We start from the raw sequence: 21,694 nt of genomic DNA on the forward strand, positions 1-21,694 counted from the left end.
TATGACTCAAGAATTACCATTGACTAAATTTTGGATTTATTTGATTCAGTGTGTTCGTATTCTTTGGTGGTCTTATTTAAAACCCTATACATTTGCTAACTGGTTACTAGAGATTCATCCAGAGTTAAAACCTGCAGATAATCCTTTCAAACTGAAAGCTGATTTTTCTAATAATCCCCGCTTGCAGAATTACGCTAATCAAGTTTGGTGTGTAACTGCTTTAATACCAATTTTGGCTGCACTATTACTTGGTTTAGTGTATGAAGTTTTGCCAGTAAATGGCTTTAATTGGACTCATACTTGTTTTTTTTGGATGGGTTGGTTGTTAGGCTTATGGTTTGCGCGTAGTGATAATCAAAGACTAGAAAAGTGGTTTGAGTTCTCTTTTGGTATTTTATTTATTTTTGTAGTCGTTATATTACTTTTGGGTTTGACACCATACTCTCTAATAACTCTGCTTGTTACTAATCAATGGTTCCCTGCTATATGGGGAGTATTTTTAGGAACAGCGTGGGGTGTATCTTTGGGTTGGGAATGGGGTATGAAGTGGGCAAGGGTATTAGGTATTTTATTATTCTTAGCTATTTTATTAGGTGTTGAATGGAGTTCAACCTGGATTTTTGTTGCATCGTGGCTTGTAATATGGTGCATAGCATGGATTGTGGTATCAGGTGTAGCTTCTGGTGTCGCATTAGGTGTAACTGCTGGTACAGCATTAAGTTTGGTATCCTGTTTGGCACTAGCAGATGCTCCTGACCAAAGAATAATTATGATCTGGGGTGGTGTATTTCTCTTGGTTCCAATCATTGTATGGATTGCAGAATTACTATGTATGTCCGCCTTATTTGTCTTCTCTAGAGGTGGAAAAGCATCATACTGGATTGGATATTTACCATCCCGCTTCGATGAAAAAATTATATTTCCCTTACCTTTTATGGTTGAAATGATTATGGATACTTATAAAGAAAATACTGAAATAGCAAATACAACTATTAAATATTTAACGACTTCCACTAATCAACAAAAAGTAGCATTTAAAGCTAATTTGCAAATAGCTCTGTATACTCTCAATCAATGTCAAACTATAGAGGATATTGCAAATACTGCGAATAAAGAGGAAGTGGCTTGGATTCATTCGAATTCTTCTAAACATATTGAATGGACACTACGCCGACTTCTAGACATAGCGAAGGACGTCCACCAATATTTCGAAATACCCTCTGATTACCTCAGATATAAATTACTAGAAAAAAATGTAATTTCGTTAGAAGAAGTATTCCATAATATTTCCTTAGTTAGCGAGCCGCAAATAGCTACCTATATTGGCAAAATCGCTCAAAGTTGGAGAGAAATTCTACAGTCAAAAAAAGATCTATTGAAAGATAGTGCTAAGGCTTCCCAGGAAATTCGACAGGTTTATATTCCTGGAAACGCTTTAGATCCTAATATTGCAAAGAGTCGTTTCAAAGGAAGAGTTGATTTATTTCACGAAATAGAGGCGTCAACATCCCAAGAACAAGCACCAGTTTTATTGTTGTATGGTGGACGTCGCAGTGGCAAAACTTCAACTCTCAAATATCTGCCAGTAAAACTTAGTGCTAACCTATTACCATTACGAGTAGATATTCAAGGAGCAGCATCTGCAACAACCCTAAGCGGGTTTGCAGAGTTTTTAGTAGAGGAAATTATTGAAGGAACGCGACGCTTACGCCAAAGTATTGATTTACCAGAATTGAATTTGGACAAGTTAGCTCAAGATCCATTTCCTATATTACAAAAATGGTTTAGGAAAATAGAGAACAAATTTCCTGAGAAAAGATTTCTCTTATGTTTTGACGAATATGAATGCTTGGATCAATTAGTGAAATCTACCAACAGTTACGCACCTCTCAATTTTATTCGTCACATTTTGCAAGACTATAATAATTGGATTTTACTCTTTTGTGGGTCCCACTTACTTGATGAACTTCCTATTTATTGGAGTAATTACCTAATTAATGCTCATGCTATTCGGATTACCTACCTTAAAGAATTAGAAGCAAAAGAATTAATTACTAAGCCCATACCAGATTTTCCTGACATCTATGAAGAAGATGCTGTGAATCGGATTCTCCATTTAACTCGCTGTCAACCTTATTTAGTTCAGCTAGTTTGCTACGAAATAGTAGAATTACTTAATAAAGATATTAGAAAAAATGGCAGAGATGCAGAGATTTCCAAAGCTAACCAAGAAGATGTGGAAAAGGTTATACCCATAGTTTTAGAACGAGGAGACTTATATTTCCGATATTCATGGACAAGTCTTAATGATAAAGAACAGCGATCGCTTCAGAATTTAGTTCAAGGGAAACCTCTGAAAATTTCGGATAAATCAGTAATAAACTCGTTAGTAAGAAAAGAGATTTTGGAAGTAGACAAGATTACAATCAAAAATCAAGATGAAATTCCACCAGTAAGCTTCCAAGTTCCTTTAGTCCAGAAATATGTAGAAAAAATGGTGTCAGAAGAAATTTAATAAATATATTTTTATTTCCAAGTCAACAACTTGAATTAACTGGAATAACAACCATGTTTAACCGGAATTTCAATGGTAAAACAAGTTCCTTTTCCTATCTCTGAACTACAGGTTAGAGAACCATCGTGCATTTCTGTAATAATTTGATGGCTAATTGACATCCCTAAACCGGTTCCCTGACCTACAGGTTTTGTAGTGAAAAAGGGATTAAAAATATTTTTTTGAATTTCTTCGGGAATTCCCGACCCATTATCTATTATTTTTATTGCTACTCGATGATTTGCGAGCACTGAGGTGTGAATGGATATTGTCAGTAACTGATTTTCCTGCTTATTTTTATTATTTTCCATTTCTTGCAAAGCATCGATCGCATTAGCAATGATATTCATGAATACCTGATTGAGTTGTCCAGCATAACATTGAATTTTTGGCAGTTCGCCGTAATATTTTCTAACTTCAATGTTCTGAGTTTGTTCATTTTTAGCTTTTAAACGGTTTTGTAAAATCATAAGTGTGCTGTCTATCCCCTCATGAATATCGACAGCTTTGACTTCTGCTTCATCTAAACGAGAAAAGGTACGGAGAGAATTAACAATTTCACGAATTCTCTCAGCCCCTATTTGCATAGAATTTATTAGTTTTGGCAAATCTTGATGAATGAATTCTAAATCTATCTCTTCGCCTAAATCTTTAATTTCTGGTGAAATATCTGAATATGTTTGCTCGTAAGTTTTGACTAATCTAAGTAGGTCTAATATGTATTCACGGGCATGAAAAATATTACCATGAATAAAGTTAACAGGATTATTAATTTCATGAGCAACTCCTGCAACTAATTGACCTAAGGAAGACATTTTCTCATTGTGAACTAGTTGTAATTGAGTTGTTTTAAACTCTTTAATAACCTGTTTGAGCAAAGATTCTTTTTTGTGATTATTCTCTTCTAAATTTATTCTATCAGCTTCAGAACGTTGGAGCTTTTTTTGAAGAATACGATTAGCTTTTTCTAAATCTTTTATTTTTTGTTCTAAATTCGTTGCGATGGTCATTTCGTTTATTTTTCTCCTAACATTAAAGTCACAAATGTTTCATTATGGAAATAAGTCCAATTAGAACCCGAATTGGGAGAAATTTCACCATTTGCATAGAAACCACAACAAGGTAGTTCTATTTTCAAACAACTTTTAGCAATTTGATATTCTTCTCGAGCACGAGTACCGAGAATTTGTCTTCTTGAGGCGCAGGAAAAAAACAAAACTACTTTGGGTTCTACACCGGGATAATTTTCTAATGCATTTGTCATTGATATTTTTGAAGCTGTGAGAATATCATCACAACTTGCTTGTGTAATTTGTACTAATGCTTGATTGGGAACATCAGCAAAAAAAGTAATACTACCGTTAGAAGAATCGTGAGTTTTAGGAGCTCTCATGTAAAATTGCTCTGTAACATCCCCATAAATAGCCAGAGGATATTCAGCAGCAGGTGTTAAGGAACCCAAATATCGGTGGTAAAAATGTAAAGCTGGTTCACCATCAATTTCATAAACGATATGTTTATCGGCTGAAGTTACTAGACTTTTTTTACCTATGGGATTCCAACCACTTGCGACTCCATGGGAAAAAAGTAATTCTCCACAGAATAACAAAACTGGTACGGAATCACTGAAAACTTTAGTTTTAAAGAATTGATAAGTTTGTTGAAATCGATTTTGGTCCGCTGCTAAACCACCAAAAATTGGTACTTGTTGTCCCAAAGCTAACTTTAATCCATTCAAAATCGATACTCCGCTACTACCCAGAGTCTCGGGAATGGTTAAACATATTGTGGCTGCTAGATTGCTGCTTTTGCTGAGTGCTTGTTCGACCGCTCTAGAAGTTGCAGCAACCGGATTTAGAGAAACATTTTCTCCAATACCAGCTAATATTTTCAGATTTGTATTATCCGTACAAAATACCGTTAAAGTTAGCGAATCTTGTTCAAAACCTAATACAGAGGAAATTTCTCCATCCGTTGTTCCTCCGATTAACTCAATTCCTGGAAATACTTGATCGATTTCTTGCAAAATCAGATTGTGGTCAAAATCAATCGCAGCAAATAAGATTCCCGCATTTGGTATTTTTCCTGCTAAAGATTTTTGACACTGTTCCAGAACTTCAGCAATCGCACAATCGGAATCTGGGTCGTTGCTATGACCGACTGCTACTTTGAACATAAATTCTCTCGTTTATTTTTCCAAGTACAAATATGGGTATTTCACAATCATTCTGAGATTATTTTTCCCATTTCAGAATCGAGAGTATTGTTGTTTGCACAATATTTATGGTTTTTATAGCAGTAAGAAGATAAGTTAGAACATCATGTTTTACTTAAAAGGGAACAGCGCCGCCGATAGGCGCAATCCGGCGCAGCCGGAATGCTGACCAAGACAGGGAACGTGGAAACAGGAAATCTAACCAGAAAAGATAGTGCTATAAATTGCGACAAAAAACGGTAGAGATATTAGTATCCCTACCGTTTTTTATTTATTTATTAAAAATTCAAGAATCAGAGATTCAAAAGTAAACTTTAAATCTCATATTCTCATCAGGTAATTAAGAAACAGCTTGTGGTAAAGAGTCCTGATTTTCTCGACCAGTAACTTTAATGTTACCGCCCTCATCCACGTCAACTACTGCTGTATCACCGTCCTTAATGCGACCAGAGAGAATTTCTTCCGCAAGACTATCCTCTAACAAGCGCATAATAGCCCGACGTAATGGTCTTGCACCGTAGCTGGGACTATAACCTTCTTCGATCAAACGATCTTTGAAGCGATCAGTAACTTCTAAGTTGATACCTTTTTCGCCCAGACGACCAAATACCTCTTTGAGCATGATTTCGGCAATTTCTTTGACCTCGTCTTTGCTCAGTTGACGGAAGACAATAATTTCATCAAGTCGGTTGAGGAACTCTGGACGGAAATATTGCTTAAGTTCTTCATTAACCAAAGACTTAATTCTATTGTACTGGGACTCGCTTGCATCATCCGCAAACTCGAAACCAATACCGCCACCACCTTTTTCAATGACCTTGGAACCGATATTGGATGTCAAAATTAGTAAAGTATTTTTAAAATCTACTGTTCTACCTTTTGCATCCGTTAATCTACCATCTTCCAAGATTTGCAGTAGCATATTAAACACATCGGGATGTGCTTTTTCGATTTCATCGAATAGTACTACTGTATAAGGACGGCGACGTACAGCTTCTGTTAGCTGACCACCTTCGTTGTATCCGACATAACCAGGAGGCGAACCAATCAATTTGCTGACAGTATGACGCTCCATGAACTCGGACATATCCAAGCGAATCATTGCTTCTTCAGAACCAAAGAAGTAGGAAGCCAAAGACTTCGCTAATTCTGTTTTACCAACACCAGTTGGACCAGAAAAAATAAAGCTAGCAATGGGTCGATTGGGATTTTTCAAACCTACGCGAGCGCGACGAATAGCCCGAGATACTGCTTTCACAGCATCTTCTTGACCGATCAGGCGCTGGTGCAAGGTGTCTTCCATGTGTAACAGCTTTTCGGATTCCGATTCCGTTAGCTTGTTCACAGGAACCCCAGTCCAAGATGCGACAATATGAGCAATGTCTTCTTCTGTGACTACAGGTTCTTCACCTTCTGCACGACCAGAATTAGATTTGCTCTGAGCAATGGCGCGAATTTCGGATTTAATTTCCATTTCTCGATCGCGCAATTCGCCAGCTCGGTCAAAATCTTGGGAGCGGACAGCATCGTCCTTTTCCTTCAAGATTTGTCGTAGCTCTTTATCTAATTCCTTCGCTGCTGGTGGTAACTGAGAATTAATTAAGCGGACGCGAGAACCGGCTTCATCAATTAAGTCAATAGCTTTATCTGGTAAATAACGATCACTAATGTAACGGTCGGATAATTTTGCCGCCGCAACTAAGGAATCGTCAGAAATCTTTAACTTATGATGTTGTTCGTAACGGTCGCGCAGACCATAAAGAATTTCTATGGTTTCTTCTACAGATGGTTCACCCACCATGACTGGTTGGAAACGACGTTCCAAAGCAGCATCTCGTTCGATGTGCTTGCGATACTCGTCTAAGGTCGTTGCACCAATACACTGCAATTCTCCCCGCGCCAAAGCTGGCTTAAGGATATTGGCTGCATCAATTGCGCCCTCAGCCGCACCCGCACCAATGAGGGTGTGTACTTCGTCTATTACTAAAATTACATTTCCCGCCTGACGAATTTCGTCCATAATTTTCTTCAGGCGTTCTTCAAATTCACCCCGATATTTGGTTCCTGCTACCAGCAAACCAATATCCAGAGTTACTACACGTTTTTCTTCTAAGATGTCAGGAACATCTTTATTGGCGATTCGCTGCGCTAAACCTTCAGCTATTGCAGTTTTACCTACACCTGGTTCCCCAATTAAGACAGGGTTGTTTTTTGTACGTCGACCCAAAATTTGAATGACACGCTCGATTTCTTTAGCGCGTCCTACAACTGGATCTAACTTACCATCCCCTGCCATTTGAGTCAGGTTTGAACCGAATTCATCCAAGGTTGGGGTCTTCGTCCGTCCTGATTGACCAGTAGCAGCCACCTCAGCGGTTTCTCCCAACATTCGGATAACTTGAGTTCGGACCTTAGATAAATCCACGCCCAGGTTTTCTAGCACTCTAGCTGCTACACCTTCTCCTTCTCGGATTAAGCCTAACAACAGATGCTCTGTGCCAATGTAATTGTGCCCCAGTTGGCGTGCCTCTTCCAAGGACAGTTCTAAAACTCGTTTTGCCCTTGGTGTAAATGGTATTTCCACCGCGACAAAACCCGAACCCCGGCCTATGATTTTTTCTACCTCAATCCGGGCGTCTTTAAGATTGACCCCCATGGATTTCAGTACTTTTGCAGCCACTCCCGTACCCTCACCAATCAGACCCAGGAGAATTTGTTCGGTTCCAACAAAGTTGTGCCCCAAACGTCTTGCTTCCTCTTGGGCGAGCATTATGACCTTAATGGCTTTTTCTGTGAAGCGTTCAAACATTGTCCCATTACCTGCGTCGTGCCGGTACGCTGATTTTAGCACAGGCTAATATTTTCAATGTCTGTAGAAAGATAAAGAGGTCACATTATCCTCTACTTTTCTTCTCTGTGTAATCACTATGTTTTTGTGATTATTTTGTACTCAGTATGTGACTAAAATCAACCCGAACGTTACGTTTTTGGTTAACTGCTAGCTATAAACCAGTAATTTTAAGATTTAGTTGCAATTAATATGTCAAATCTACCATATTTTCCATATCATTTTATTTTAATTTCGTCTATGACCAGAAATACTTAATTTTAATTATTTATACTATATTCGATATTAATAAGAAAAAATAACGTTAAGCTTGTTTCTCAGGTAGATGACAGCTTTGATAAAGTTTGTTGAAGACAAAAAACCTATAAGTAAAAATTCTGTTGCTTATAGATGAAACTACTTCTCAAGAAATATTTCCCAGTTAGAATTTTTGAGGCGATCGCTAAATAATTCTTGCCAGGTATCCAGAGTTTTTTGGAATTGGGTATGTTTCAAATCCCCTAACCAAAGAATTAAAGCGTCTTCCCCGTTATCAATGTAATATCGTCGTCGTCGTCCTGCGGTTTTAAAACCAAATTTCTGATATAAAGAAATTGCTGCTATGTTGGAAGGCCGTACTTCTAATGTCGCTCGCTCTAAACCCTGCTTATAAGCTTTCTGAAGCAGAAAACAAAGTAACATTTGTCCTAAACCTTGGTTCTGATGTTGGGGATGGACAGCCAAGATTGTAATATGTGCTTCTTCTAAAATTGACCAAAAACAACCTACTCCCAAAAGTTGTAAGGGATGAATAGGAGAAAATAAGCCCATTAAATTGCTAGTTGAACTTTCTAGCTCCCTAAGATAAGCTTCTCGACTCCACAGACCGTTAAAACAGATACGATCTAGTTCTACAAGCGCATCTAAATGCTCTGCAGAAAGAATTTTGATCTCTAATTTGAATGATTTCACACTGTTGGCAAAACTTGAAATGTCCTTGAAAATCAATGAGACACCATAAGAACGCCCTTTTCAAGAAAAGCGAACGAGTGTCTCCTTTCAACATTAAAGGTAAACTGAGAATCGGGAAATGGACAATAAGCGTCCACATTTTAAACAAGGATAATCCTGACAATTATGGTATCGACTCACCCTACGGGGGTTCAAGATTCTGGTAACAAGTATTTACCTCCAAAAAACACTGATAACAAAAATCTTTCTCCAAATCAGCAATTATTGCCATTAACAGCTAGAACCAATAATTCAGGACATTTAGAAATTGGCGGCTGTGATGTGGTCACATTAGTACAGCAGTTTGGTTCCCCACTATATATTTTGGATGAGGAAAGCTTACGAACTGCTTGTCGCCAATATCGGGATAGTTTCCAGAATTATTACAAGGGTGAATCTCAAGTATTATATGCTTCCAAAGCTTGGAATTGTTTAGCAGTTTGTGCGATCGTAGCTAGTGAAGGATTAGGAATAGATGTCGCATCCGGTGGCGAACTTTACACCGCATTAACAGCCGGCGTCACTCCCGACAAAATTTATTTCCACAGTAATAATAAGTCTAGGGAAGAACTAATTTATGCTAGTGAGTCTGGTTGCACCATTGTAGTAGACAACTGGTATGAATTAAGCCTTTTGGTTGAACTCGGAAAAAATAATAGTTCTGAGTCATCAGTGCCGATTAGAATCATGTTGCGTCTGACCCCTGGAATTGATTGTCATACCCATGAATACATCCGTACTGGGCAACTGGATAGTAAATTTGGTTTTGACCCAAATCACTTGGACGAATTATTCGAGGAAATTAACAAACATAAATCTATTCTCAATTGCGTTGGCTTGCACGCCCACATTGGTTCCCAAATTTTTGAACGCCAACCTCACCGAGATTTAGCTCAATTAATGGTTAAGTGGTTACAAAATGCCAATTCCAAAGGTTTAAATATCACTGAGTTAAACTTAGGTGGTGGTTTAGGAATAACATATATAGAATCAGATGATCCGCCCAGTATTGAAGAATGGGTAAAACCAATCTGTGAAGCAATTGAAGAAACCTGTAACACTCAAAATTTACCTTTGCCAAAATTACTGTGCGAACCTGGGCGTTCGCTCATTGGTACAACTTGTGTAACAGCATATACTGTTGGTTCCTCCAAAAAAATTCCCGGAATTAGAACCTATATTGCAGTAGATGGTGGAATGTCGGACAATCCCCGTCCGATTACGTACCAGTCCGTATATCGGGCTGTAATTGCTAATAAAATGTCCGCTCCAATTACAGAAACAGTAACAATTGCTGGCAAACACTGCGAATCGGGGGATGTTTTAATCAAAGATGCTACACTGCCAACAACAGAACCAGGAGATATTCTCGTAGTTATGGGTACTGGTGCTTACAATTACAGCATGGCATCCAACTACAACCGTCTGCCTCGTTCCGCAGCAGTTTTGGTAGAATTGGGCGAAGCAAATCTAATTTTGCGTCGTGAGACCTATCAAGACTTAGTTCGACAAGATTGCTTACCGGAAAAGCTTTCCTAGTTAACAAGCAGTGTTTAGTCAAAATTTTTAGGCTTTGAATACAGGGTGTTTTGTCACCCTGAGTAGTATTACTTGAATTGAATACATTTTCCAAAGTCTTACTTTAAATCTTCCGGATAAGGGCAAAAGCATATCCCGAATGTTACCAACACGGAATCTTACTAATTACATAGGTATTGTTCCAGCAAGGGAAATATTGGGATGCTACCCTGTACTAAATCATATTTTTCTGTTGCACGATCTTTTTCCGTTCCACAAACGGAAAATCTTGTTCCAGAATTTTTTATTACTACATCTGGGATTTCCGAGATTCATACTAAGATAGAGCAACAAAGCTGAGTTTACATTTAAAAGTAAAAGTGCTTTGAATTTTGAATTTTGACTATTGATTAGTGTCTATTTACTTATACGATAAAAGACCGAAGGTAAAATCCAGATTTCATGGGAGATTGGTGGGCGCAATGGCTCAAAAATATAGAATGGTCAAAGTCTTTGCCGCTTGACACTCTGGATATTTTGTTGGTGCTGGCGCTCACCTACATGATATTAGTTCTGATCAGTGAGCGTCGCACACTCTGGATGGTGCGGGGATTTATCATCTTGATGTTGGTCTCAGCCCTGATTGATAATTCGGAGTTCACAAGGTTAAAGTTTGTACTGGAAAAGTTAGTCATTGGCTGTGCTGTGGCAATGGCGGTTGCTCTGCAATCAGAGTTCCGCCGATTTTTGGAACAACTAGGACGTGGCGAATTTCGCCAGTTATTTCAACCTTCTAATTTGGCAGTCCCAAAAGCGGATAGTGTCATTGATGAAATTGTCGATGCAGTTAGAGAACTCTCGAAAAATCGTATTGGTGCTTTGTTGATTATCGAAACTACCGGACAAATTGACGAGCGGGACTTTTCCGTACCCGGTGTAAAACTAAATGCAAATGTTTCTAAAGAACTGATACAGACGATATTTCAGCCGAAAACTCTTTTACACGATGGTGCTACATTGCTACGTGGTTCTCGGATAGTGGCTTCGGGTATAATTTTACCGCTTTCGGGACGCACAGCCTCGCGCCAGTTGGGAACACGCCATCGGGCAGCGATGGGTATTACTGAGCGGGTCGAAAATTGCATTTGTGTTGTTGTATCAGAAGAAACAGGTTCTATTTCTTTAGCAGAAAGGGGAACTCTTAATAGACCACTTACGATCACGAAGCTGAAAGAGTCGTTAGAGACTCGATTATCCCCCAGTGTTGATCGGGAAGCAGTTGCTTCCGATTTATTCAGTTTGGGGCGTCGGATTCGTAACAAAGCACTGAAAATGATTTCGTACTTACCCGGATTATCATCGACTGCTTCTCGAGATAAAAAATGACAACACAACAAACAGAACAGCAATATTTGCCAGTCGACTTAAAACGAGAATTACTACCCAGACACGTTGCAGTTATTTGCGATGGTAATGGTCGATGGGCAAAAAAAAGGGGATTACCCCGAATTATGGGTCACAAACGAGGAGTGGATGCACTCAAAAATTTGCTCCGCACCTGTAAAGATTGGGGAATAAAAGCTTTGACGGCTTATGCTTTTTCCACAGAAAATTGGAAAAGACCCGAAGAAGAAGTCGAATTTTTGATGACCTTATTTGGACGAGTTTTACGCCAAGAACTAGAAGAAATGATAGAGGAGGATGTTCAAATTCGTTTTGTTGGGGACTTAGAAGAACTTCCAGTGGGGTTGCAAAAAGAAATAACCCACGCAATGGAAACAACCAGGAATAATCGAACTATCCAGTTTAACGTTGCCACTAATTACGGGGGTAGGCTAGAAATTCTCCAAGCCTGTCGTAGCATTGCAGATCGAGTTCAAAAAGGTTTGCTACAACCGAATGAAATTGATGAAGCAATTTTTGAACGCCATCTTTACACTGCTGGTAGTTGCGACCCAGATTTATTAATTCGTACTAGCGGGGAAATGCGAATTAGTAATTTCCTTCTCTGGCAAATTGCTTATTCAGAAATATATATTACTGAAACTTTGTGGCCAGATTTTGACCGTAACGAATTTCACCGTGCCTTATCTGCTTACCAACAGCGAGAAAGACGGTTTGGGAAAGTTTGATAGTGGGATTGGGGATTCGGGTATTGGGGATTAACGTTAGCGTGAGGCGTTAGCAAGGCGGGGCGTAAGCACATACATGTTAGTATCTACAGCGTCACATTGGATTAGGAATTGGGATGAAAATTCAAATATTACTTCCTAGTCCCTAGTCCCCAGTCCCTAGTCCCCAGAGGCTATGACTATAGCTGCGCTACCTACGGAGCCGTCACCTGCGGATCTGCCGACGCCGTAGGCTCTATGCCGCAAGGCGGCACGCATGCTATCCCTAGTCACCAGTCCCTAGTCCCTAATCCCCAGATTACGGTCCAGAAAACACTGCTTCTTCTATATCTCGGCGAGATAGGGAATATTTAAATGAACGTTGTATATCTTGTCCGTTTTCTCCGGCTTGAATATACTTAACTATAATTTGTTCAATATCCAGCCAAAGCTCCGCTTCCCAGGCTGGTCTTTTTAATTGCCAATGCTCTAGCTCTTTTTTATCTTGCTCGCAACCTTGATGTGTTAGCCACTGTTCTATTTGGGGCAAGGTATGGTTATACAAAGGGGTTTCTGGAACGGGGAGATCCATAAGCAATTCTAAATAATTCACCTGTCGAAGTTAAGAATATTACTCTGTGCCGACTTAAGATATATCCAACAGCCAGGACATTTGTAAATCGCGCTAATTACTTTTAACAACGCTAAACCTATATTTCACATTGTAAAGTGAATGGGAACGCTGAAGGTCAACTTTTATGAATGAATTTTGGGGGTATATATTTGGCTAAAGTATTTAAACAGAAAAACTAAAAGTATCAGAATTACAAAGTATCAAAATTTTTGGATTGATTTATATTAATGGTTTTATCTCTTGTTCAATTTTTGCTACTACAGTATCTCATTGATATTGGAAGCGAGTAGAAGTTTAAAAACCAAGACAACCCCTATGTGATTTTACTGCTGGCTCCTGATTCACTTAGCCCGAATTCTGTTTCAAAGCTGAGAGTTTCAAGTGTTTCCCATTGGTAACTAACTAAATTCGAAGTAATTGGTTGTTCGGGGGAAAACATTGCTTGACTAATTTGGGTTTCTAGAGCAGTATCGCCGCGAGTTAAACCAATTGCGATCGCTAATAACAAACATGCTAAAAAAGTTACTCCTAATACAAACAATGCAAAAAGTTCGCCAGGAGACAAGGGACGATCTGAAGCATCTAAATAAGCGGATTTAGACCAGTCATACGAACGGGAAACAGGAGTATTTAAATCTGAGGGAGGTTGAATTACTCCAAAACGGGAATAACCTATTGTTAAGTCGTAGGAAAATCGTCGGTCTGGGTTGCTAAGAGTTGCGTAAGCTTCGTTGATCTGTTGAAACTTTTTAGTTGCAACAGCAGTGGGTAAATCAGTTGTGTCTGGGTGATAGCGTTTGCTTAATTCCCGATAAGCACGACGAATTTGAATCACTGAAGCTCCAGGATGCAATCCCAGTAGAGAATAATAATTGGGTTTGCTCTGTTGTGATATCCCGTTTTGATTCACAGCTGGTTCCACTTATTGTGTCGATTTCTCTGCTCTTAATATTGTAAAACTATATTTTCCCCCTGGTATGGGTACTCATAAGTTAACAACCTAAGTATATATGTAAATTTTTAAGTTTATGAATTTACGAGTAGATAAATTTCTAAACTAATAAACTTTTTAGTTGACAAAATTACTAATTCAATAGATTTTTGAACAATTTTTTGAGTGAGAAATTTTTGAGCGATTTATTTTGAACAATTTATCTTGTTACCTTGGAATAATATGCCCTACTATACAGAAATTTAGTTTGAGATATGTTTGGGATTTATTTAAAAGTAAATTTTCTTTTGTGGAACTGAAATATCTTAGCCCAATTCATTACGGGGCTTAAAAGTTTCAATTTGTCGTATTTTCTCATAAAGTTCTCGTTCTCGGGTGCTAATTTGTTTGGGAGTTACTATTTGAATTTCTACTAATTGGTCGCCACGTTTACCATTTTCGTAAGGATAACCTTTGTTTGCGAGGCGCAATCTTTGACCCGTTCTGACACCTGGAGGAATACTCATTTTTACTAATCCATCAAGAGTCGGTGCTTCAACTTGTCCCCCAAGCACAGCTTCTGAAGGAGTAACTGGTACCTGACAAAAAATATTAAAGCCTTCCATTTTAAACATTCGATGGGGTTCTACAGTGATTTTTAAATACAAGTCACCACCACCAATTCCTTGATTACGCAGACGGATAGTTTGACCTGTCACCATCGCTGGGGGCATTTTTACTTCTAGAGAACGTCCATCTTCCAAACGAATTCTTTCCAAACCACCCTTGTACGCTTTTTCTAAAGGTATGGTCAGTCTAGCTTCAATATCTCGACGATTGGTACGAGGGTTAACGGTATACTCATACTTGGTTCTGGGGGGAGAACGAAACGGATCGGTAGTCTTAGTTTTGCTTGAGTTACCTGTTGTTGTACTCGAATTTTTATTCCTCCCAATAACTTGATTAATAAAACTTTCGAATGTTTGATGTTGACTGGGATCGAAACCTCCACTTCCGTTACTAGAAGCGGAGCGACTATCACCTCGTTTACCTTGCTTACCAAAATTCTTTTGCTTCCAGAAGCGACTAAATTCGTCGTACTGGGATCTTTTTGCGGGATCAGAAAGTACTCCGTAGGCTTCACCGATGGCTTTAAATTTTTCTTCAGCAGATTTATCACCTGGATTTAAATCGGGGTGGTACTGTCTCGCCAAACGACGATAAACCTTTTTAATCTCCTCAATAGAGGCATTTTTAGATACTCCCAAAATTTCGTAATAATCGCGGAAATTCTGCAAATTCTGCATAGCCAGTTGTTTAAGTTGAGATTCTAGATTTTAGATTTCAGATGTTAGATTTTAGATGTTAATTTTTTTTATTGGACAATAAATATTCCTTTGTTTATTAATATTTTTAATTCTTGTTATTCTCTGTCCTTGCGGATAGGAGATTTGTAACCGAGGAATGACTACAAATTCCTGTTGGTAAAATCCGCACATGACACCCACTAAGCTCAGCCTTTAGTAACTATCCGTACAGTTCAATAATTTGCAGATATTTACTACAGATAAAGCCGAAAGTCCCGTATACAGGTAATTGCTGGTATAACTTAGAACCAATCATCATCATCGTCATCCCAATTATCTCTGTAGCTGGGGCGGGGGTTGCGGGAAGAACTTCGCTTTCCTTTATAAGAACGGCTGTCTTTGCTATCCCTTTCTACATCTCGATCTCTATCATAACCTCGACCATATCCTTGGTTATAGTCTTTGCTTCTTTCTCGGTCATAGCTTCCTAGATCGCGATCGCTATCATATCCTCGCCTGTCGTCTTGTTCCCAATCTCGGTTGTTGTTGCGACCCCGGTTGTAATCTTTCTCATACCCTTGGTTATAACTTGGGTTAGGTTCTCGGTCATAGCCACCACCCCGCTCGTAGCCACCACCCCGCTCGTAACCACCACGGTCATAGCCACCACCACGGTCATAGCCACCACCTCGGTCATAGCTACCACCCCGGTTATAACCGCCCCGATCATAATCTCGATTGTAGCTTCTGTCGTTGTAAAAATCGCGATCGTCATCATCTTTCTCACCAATAAAGATGTCGCGAATTGTACCAAATAGGTCATCTTCTTCATCTTCTTGGAAGAATTCCCGAACTTCCCGACTTAATTCATATAAAGCATCTTGCAAATCAGCATAGGTCTGATCTATTCCCCGCTCGTCTTGGGCTTCCAAACTTTCCCGCAGTTCTCGACAAATATTATCTATGCGCTGGCGGCGATTGCGAGCAAAATTGATACCTAAATCTAATGCTACTTCCCGTAATTGTCTTTCGGCTTGCAATATTAATGCTTCAGCACGATTGCGCTTTTCTACTTTTTCTTTGCGCTGTCTGTCTACTTCCGCAAATTTTTCAGCTTCTTGAATTATCTGGCGGATTTCAGCTTCACTAAGATTGGAAGCGCCTTGAATTGTAATACTTTGTTCTCTTCCGGTAGTCCGGTCTAAAGCTGTTACCTGTAAGATTCCATTTGCATCTATGTCAAAAGATACTTGTATTTGTGGGATACCTCTCGGTGCTGGTGGAATACCGTATAACTTAAATCGTCCCAGGGATTTATTATCCGCAGCCATTTCCCGTTCGCCTTGGACAATATGAATTTCGACGGTATTTTGGTTATTTTCCGAAGTAGAGAAAACATCGGAACGGCGAACTGGGATAGTAGTGTTACGAGGAATTAATTTTTTCGCCACCCCGCCAATAGTTTCTAATCCTAGGGATAGAGGTGTAACGTCCAGCAATAATATATCTTTGAGTTCTCCGGCGAGAATGCCTGCTTGCACCGCTGCACCCACCGCCACAACTTCATCAGGATTGACATTTTGGTTAGGTTCCAAACCAATCATTGCCCGAACCAATTGTCTAACCATCGGCATCCGGGTAGAACCACCTACCAATACTACTTCATCAATACTTCGTGGCGACAATCCCGCATCTCGTAACGCCCGTTTGACTGGGTTGCGCAATCTTCCTAACAGATCATCGCACATTCCTTCAAACTGAGCCCGAGTCAACCGAGTTTCTAAATGCTTTGGACCATCTTCTGTAGCGGTAATAAACGGTAAATTGATATCAGTGACCCCAACCGCCGAAAGTTCAATTTTGGCTTTTTCTGCCGCTTCCATTAAACGCTGTAAAGCTTGGCGATCGCGTCTTAAATCTACGCCTTCAGTTTCTAAAAATTGTTCTGCTAACCAATTTACAATCCGCGTATCAAAGTCATTACCCCCCAACTGGGTATCACCGCTAGTTGCTTTGACTTCAAATACACCATCGCCTACATCCAAAATAGAAACATCAAAAGTACCGCCACCCAAGTCAAATACCAAGATAGTTTCATTTTCAGCCTTATCTAAACCGTAGGCTAAAGATGCGGAAGTAGGTTCGTTAAGAATTCGTAACACTTCTAAACCAGCAATTCTACCTGCATCTCGGGTAGCTTGGCGTTGAGAATCATTAAAGTATGCTGGAACTGTAATCACCGCGCCGGTTACAGTTTCTCCCAAATAAGTACTTGCATCTTCCGCTAACTTCTTCAATATCATTGCGGAAACTTCTTCTGGGGCAAAGTCCTTACTTAAACGCGGACATTTAATTTTGATACTGCCAAACTCATCTTTGCGGATGGTATAAGGTACACGCTTCGTTTCCGGACTAAGTTCGCCATACTTACGTCCCATAAAGCGTTTAATTGCGAAAAAAGTATTTTGGGGATTGAGGATGGTTTGTCGCCGCGCCATTTGTCCCACAACTCTTTCGCCATCTTTACTAAAGCCTACCACCGAGGGTGTGGTTCGCATTCCTTCAGCATTGGCAATAACCACCGGCTTGCCTCCCTCCATGACGGCAACTACTGAGTTGGTTGTACCCAAATCAATGCCGACTACTTTGCCCATGCGTTACTTTTCTCCTAATGTTACTTATAAATTTTATTTCTTTAGATCCAATGCTTGATTTATTGTATCTTGCACTTGAGAAATACACTGTCATTGAGTATTCTTTATCAATTAATTTGTGAATTTAAAAGAGCAACTAACAACTCACCTCTCTGAAATAGTACGGGAGCGCGATCCATATATGGCGTCGGCTGGTCATTTTTTTGTCCAGGAATACATTCGCGCTTCATTTAGTCAGTGGGGAAGTGTGGAAATCCACACCTTTTCATTCAAAAGTAAAACATTCAAAAATCTCATCCTCAATTTACCCGGTTTACCCAGAAAGAAAAAGAGAGATTTACCACCAATTTTAATTGCAGCTCATTATGATGCTGTTCCGGGATCTCCGGGGGCTGATGATAATGCTACGGGGGTGGCTGTTTTGTTAGAATTAGCCAGAATGTTTGCAAAAGAACCTATTAAATATCCCCTGCGGCTAATAGCTTTTGATATGGAAGAATATGGCTTAATTGGTTCTGCTGAATATGCAGCAATGTTGCAGCAAGAGAAACAAAAATTACGTTTGATGATTTCTCTGGAAATGCTGGGTTATAAAGATTCTAGACCTAATTCCCAATCTTACCCTCCTCCTTTAGAACGCTTTTATCCCGATTGTGGGGACTTTATTGCTTTAATTGGTAATTTGCGAACTATACCAGATTTAATTCATCTATGCCGTAACATCCGCCAATCTGGGACACCTAGCGAATGGCTAACAGTACCAAATAAGGGTAAATTAGTTCCTCCAACTCGACGGAGCGACCATGCACCATTTTGGGATGTGGGTTATCCAGCAATGATGGTCACGGATACATCATTTATGCGCAACCCCCATTATCATAAACCTAGCGATACTATTGCTACTTTAGATTTGGATTTTCTTACGGGAGTTTGTCGGGGTTTGGAGCAAGGGATTAGGAAGATTTGATTCGGGATTCGGGATTGGCGTTAGCAAAGCGTGACGCGATAGCGTCATATGGCGATTGGGAAGATAGATAAAGTATTTTATTCATCGGTTTCTCAAATCTAATTTCTATGTGGCTAACGCCACCCAAATACAGCTAGCACTGTTAACACAATGAGACGAAGCGCATCGGTGCAAAATTAATCCCAATCCCCAATCCCTATAGTCCCCAATCCCCAATCCCCTCTCATCAAATTATTATCTGATTCTCAAGCTGCATTAAACTTCATCAAATCTACTAGTAATTAGTAGGAAGGAGTTTGAGGATACGAGCGATGAAGATACTAACCCGGTTAGCCATTGCTGCAATATTAACGATCGCGATCGCATTTGGCGGATTAGTGACTCATGCTGGTGGTTGGGATAATTTTAAACTCCGCTATTTTTTTCTGACCAAATATTTTAATGACCAAAATAAAGAACTTGATGACCTGCACAAACAAAATAAAAACCCACTGGAGAACGCCCGAATTAAATTAGATGATTTGCTGGATGGAGGACCAGGTAAAGATGGTATCCCCAGTATTGATAATCCCAGCTTTGATACAGCCAAAACTACACCTTTCAAATCAGATGAAACAGTTATTGGTGTTGTTGTAAATGGAGAAGTCAAAGTTTATCCGTTTGGGATTATGAATTGGCATGAAATAGTTAATGATACGGTTGGGGGTATTAATGTAGCGGTTTCCTATTGTCCTTTATGTGACACAATAGTTGCTTTTCAACGAGGTGGTTCAACTTTTGGGGTCTCAGGAAAACTTTATCAAAGCTGTTTAATAATGTACGATCGCGCCAATGATACCCTTTACGCTCAACCTTGGGCTTTGGGTGTGGTTGGTCCTAGAACTAATCTTTCTTTAGCAAAAGTTCCCACAGTTAAAACAACCCTTGGTGCTTGGTTAAAAAAATATCCCAACAGTAAAATTCTTTCCACCAAAACCGGACATAACCGCGATTACCAAAGATATCCCTACGGTACCTATTACACAGATAATCAAATTATATTCCCCGTCCGCAATCAAGATTCCCGCAAGCTTCCTCCCAAAGCAATTGTCACCTATGTATGGGAAGCAGATAATCAAAAGCCTAATAACCGTTTTTCTGGTGCAAGTTTACAGTTTAGTCACCAAGAAATGGCAAAAGTTGGTACCAAATTAGTTGATTTTAACGATCGTCAAATCCGCGCTCGTTGGGATAAGGAATTTGAAACAGTTATTGTGGAAGAACTCGATGGAAAGCAAATACCAAGTTCCACAGCATTTGCTTTTGTTTATCCAGCATTTTTTTGAGTGATTGAAACCTTAACTCAGATCTTGCACCTCTGGGTGTAAAACACTAAAACCTCAAAATTACCGCAATAAAGCTACATTATTTTGCTTAGCTTTTATCGCTAAATTAAGGTTTTGCCGTTAATACTGAGTGATTGAAATACATCAAATTTTATTGGTGCAAGATGTGAGTTAACCTGATGTATCTGGTGGTGTGTTACGGTTCAAAGATATGTTTCTTTTTCCCCATCATTAAACCGCACCGTAACACACCCTACCCAAATCAAAAAGTTCTTACTGTCAACACCTGAGGTGGGGTTGCATCTGGAGGATAAAGAAAGTCTACCCGCACCAATCTTGTGTCATTTGGCTTGATATTTAGGGTTACTAAAGGTTTACCTTGTTCGCCTCGGTTTTGCACCAAATGTACGTAACGTGTCTGCGGTATTCCTTTATCATCGGTGTAGCGGACTAATACTGTTCCCCGGAAAAATACTCTTTTGGTTGGTTCTGCAAAAAAACGCAATCCATTTTTACTTAACTTATCTTCTTTAATTGGTGTTTGTAAGGAAACACTGACAGTTTTCTGGTTATTTGTATTATTGTAAAGCGGTAAACTTAAACTGTATTGGATTCCATAGTTACCGTGGGCGCGATATGCTGTGTCGGGATAGCGGACTAGCATGGGTGCGCTTTGAATCTGTTCAGTACCAAGGGTACCGCGATCAAGAGTACTAACACCGTAAGAAATGGCGCGATCGCGATCAGGAATTGTTAAATAAGTTGCTTCGGAACTATCTCGCAGTAAAGTTCTCCACAAAGAACCTTTAGCTACTCCAGCAACGCGACCATAAATTATTGATTTATTAGTTTTATCTGGAGGAGTTGGTTTTTTATCTCGCGGTCCGGCTAACTTGCCATTATTAAGTAAATTTTGCCATTCTGCTAGGGTTGGAGCGCGTTCTTGACCATTTGCATCATTCGGTGCAAACATTGCCAAACTAGCTGCATATACCGTTCCATTGCTCCGCAATCGCATTAAAGTTGACCTACCGTTGATGGGTGGGTCGAATTCTTTTACCGGGATTGGTGAATTTAGTAACATTTTACTTTCACCAGGTGGAATGGTAATTTGCGGAGGTAAGATAGACTGTCGCTTACTGCGGAGAACGTCATGGGTAGCGCGACTACCCGGACCAGCGTGCACTTTACCAAAAAGATTATTCTCTTGGGCTGGTAGGTCAACAAATGGCGCATCGGGTTGACTGAGATAACTGGCTGCATGCAATACATCAACCTTTACAGCTTCTTTGCTGGGATTATGCAGAATTACACCTATATATAGTGTCCGTAAATCTTCTGGTGTGGGAGCTTTCGCAACATGATGTGCAAATACATCAAATCGACCCCGGAAGGGAAAATTCAAGTGTGCTTCTGGCGATTTTTTATCTTTTTGGGGAAAAGTAGAAAGTAAAATTCCTTCTTTAAGAACTAATTCTGGACTATTGCTATTAAATACAGGGACATTATCAAGATTCCCTGACAAAGGTCGAACTTCCTGTGGTCGAACAAATTCTACCGGTGTTGGAGAAGGAGTAACTTGAGCGATCGGAAAAGCAATTGAAAAATTTAGTAAGAATGGCAACATATATCCAGACGTT

The 21,694-nt window shown here is 39.6% G+C and carries 15 protein-coding genes; 6 read left to right on the forward strand and 9 right to left on the reverse strand.

Going from position 1 to position 21,694, the window contains the following annotated elements; translation table 11 throughout:
- Position 1: 1 nt before the first annotated feature.
- Positions 2-2,515 (forward strand): hypothetical protein, encoded by a 2,514-nt coding sequence (locus tag BC008_RS51910; RefSeq protein ID WP_027842709.1) that lies wholly within the window; start codon positions 2-4, stop codon positions 2,513-2,515.
- A gap of 35 nt (positions 2,516-2,550) precedes the next feature.
- On the opposite strand, the gene BC008_RS40230 is transcribed toward BC008_RS51910, so the two are convergent.
- From BC008_RS40230 to rimI, 4 genes are all read right to left on the reverse strand, one after another.
- Positions 2,551-3,564: a sensor histidine kinase gene (locus BC008_RS40230; RefSeq protein WP_036265164.1), complete on the reverse strand. Its 1,014-nt coding sequence runs from the start codon at positions 3,562-3,564 to the stop codon at positions 2,551-2,553.
- Between the two features lie 5 nt (positions 3,565-3,569).
- A complete protein-coding gene (locus BC008_RS40235) occupies positions 3,570-4,730 on the reverse strand; it encodes an FIST signal transduction protein (protein WP_027842711.1) in 1,161 nt (386 codons plus the stop codon).
- 379 nt (positions 4,731-5,109) lie between these two features.
- Positions 5,110-7,578 carry an ATP-dependent Clp protease ATP-binding subunit gene (locus BC008_RS40240; RefSeq protein WP_027842712.1) on the reverse strand — a complete coding sequence of 823 codons (2,469 nt, stop codon included), beginning with the start codon at positions 7,576-7,578 and terminating at the stop codon, positions 5,110-5,112.
- A gap of 435 nt (positions 7,579-8,013) precedes the next feature.
- Positions 8,014-8,568, reverse strand: a complete 555-nt coding sequence (gene rimI / locus BC008_RS40245; RefSeq protein ID WP_027842713.1) for a ribosomal protein S18-alanine N-acetyltransferase — start codon at positions 8,566-8,568, stop codon at positions 8,014-8,016.
- Positions 8,569-8,733: 165 nt separating this feature from the next.
- Between rimI and lysA the strand changes: the two genes are divergently transcribed.
- The 3 genes from lysA (at position 8,734) to BC008_RS40260 (ending at position 12,257) form a co-directional block, all read left to right on the forward strand.
- The gene (lysA, locus tag BC008_RS40250) at positions 8,734-10,146 is read left to right on the forward strand and encodes a diaminopimelate decarboxylase (RefSeq protein ID WP_027842714.1); all 1,413 of its coding nucleotides are present in this window, start codon (positions 8,734-8,736) and stop codon (positions 10,144-10,146) included.
- A gap of 441 nt (positions 10,147-10,587) precedes the next feature.
- Complete coding sequence (gene cdaA, locus BC008_RS40255; protein WP_027842715.1) at positions 10,588-11,511, forward strand: diadenylate cyclase CdaA; 924 nt, start codon at positions 10,588-10,590, stop codon at positions 11,509-11,511.
- On the forward strand, positions 11,508-12,257 hold the full coding sequence (locus tag BC008_RS40260; protein WP_027842716.1) for an isoprenyl transferase: 750 nt from the start codon (positions 11,508-11,510) through the stop codon (positions 12,255-12,257). Before cdaA ends, BC008_RS40260 begins: the two co-directional genes overlap by 4 nt.
- 298 nt (positions 12,258-12,555) lie before the next feature.
- Here BC008_RS40260 and BC008_RS40265 read toward each other — a convergent pair whose 3' ends face one another.
- The 4 genes from BC008_RS40265 to dnaK form a co-directional block, all read right to left on the reverse strand.
- Entirely contained in the window at positions 12,556-12,828 is a 273-nt protein-coding gene (locus BC008_RS40265) for a DUF3143 domain-containing protein (RefSeq protein WP_027842717.1), read from the reverse strand.
- 355 nt (positions 12,829-13,183) lie between these two features.
- Positions 13,184-13,765, reverse strand: coding sequence for a J domain-containing protein (locus BC008_RS40270; RefSeq protein ID WP_082650653.1), 582 nt, complete (start codon positions 13,763-13,765; stop codon positions 13,184-13,186).
- 362 nt (positions 13,766-14,127) lie between these two features.
- On the reverse strand, positions 14,128-15,108 hold the full coding sequence (locus tag BC008_RS40275; protein WP_027842718.1) for a DnaJ C-terminal domain-containing protein: 981 nt from the start codon (positions 15,106-15,108) through the stop codon (positions 14,128-14,130).
- 302 nt (positions 15,109-15,410) lie between these two features.
- Positions 15,411-17,762, reverse strand: a complete 2,352-nt coding sequence (gene dnaK / locus BC008_RS40280; RefSeq protein WP_027842719.1) for a molecular chaperone DnaK — start codon at positions 17,760-17,762, stop codon at positions 15,411-15,413.
- A 118-nt stretch (positions 17,763-17,880) separates the two neighbouring features.
- Between dnaK and BC008_RS40285 the strand changes: the two genes are divergently transcribed.
- Positions 17,881-18,729, forward strand: coding sequence for a M20/M25/M40 family metallo-hydrolase (locus tag BC008_RS40285; RefSeq protein ID WP_027842720.1), 849 nt, complete (start codon positions 17,881-17,883; stop codon positions 18,727-18,729).
- Between the two features lie 311 nt (positions 18,730-19,040).
- Entirely contained in the window at positions 19,041-20,054 is a 1,014-nt protein-coding gene (locus tag BC008_RS40290) for a DUF3179 domain-containing protein (RefSeq protein WP_027842721.1), read from the forward strand.
- A 262-nt stretch (positions 20,055-20,316) separates the two neighbouring features.
- On the opposite strand, the gene BC008_RS40295 is transcribed toward BC008_RS40290, so the two are convergent.
- Positions 20,317-21,681, reverse strand: coding sequence for a DUF3370 domain-containing protein (locus BC008_RS40295; RefSeq protein WP_027842722.1), 1,365 nt, complete (start codon positions 21,679-21,681; stop codon positions 20,317-20,319).
- Positions 21,682-21,694: the final 13 nt, after the last annotated feature.

Origin of the sequence: Mastigocoleus testarum BC008 (assembly GCF_001456025.1) — a bacterium.
In the GTDB taxonomy this organism is placed as follows: Bacteria; Cyanobacteriota; Cyanobacteriia; order Cyanobacteriales; family Nostocaceae; genus Mastigocoleus; species Mastigocoleus testarum.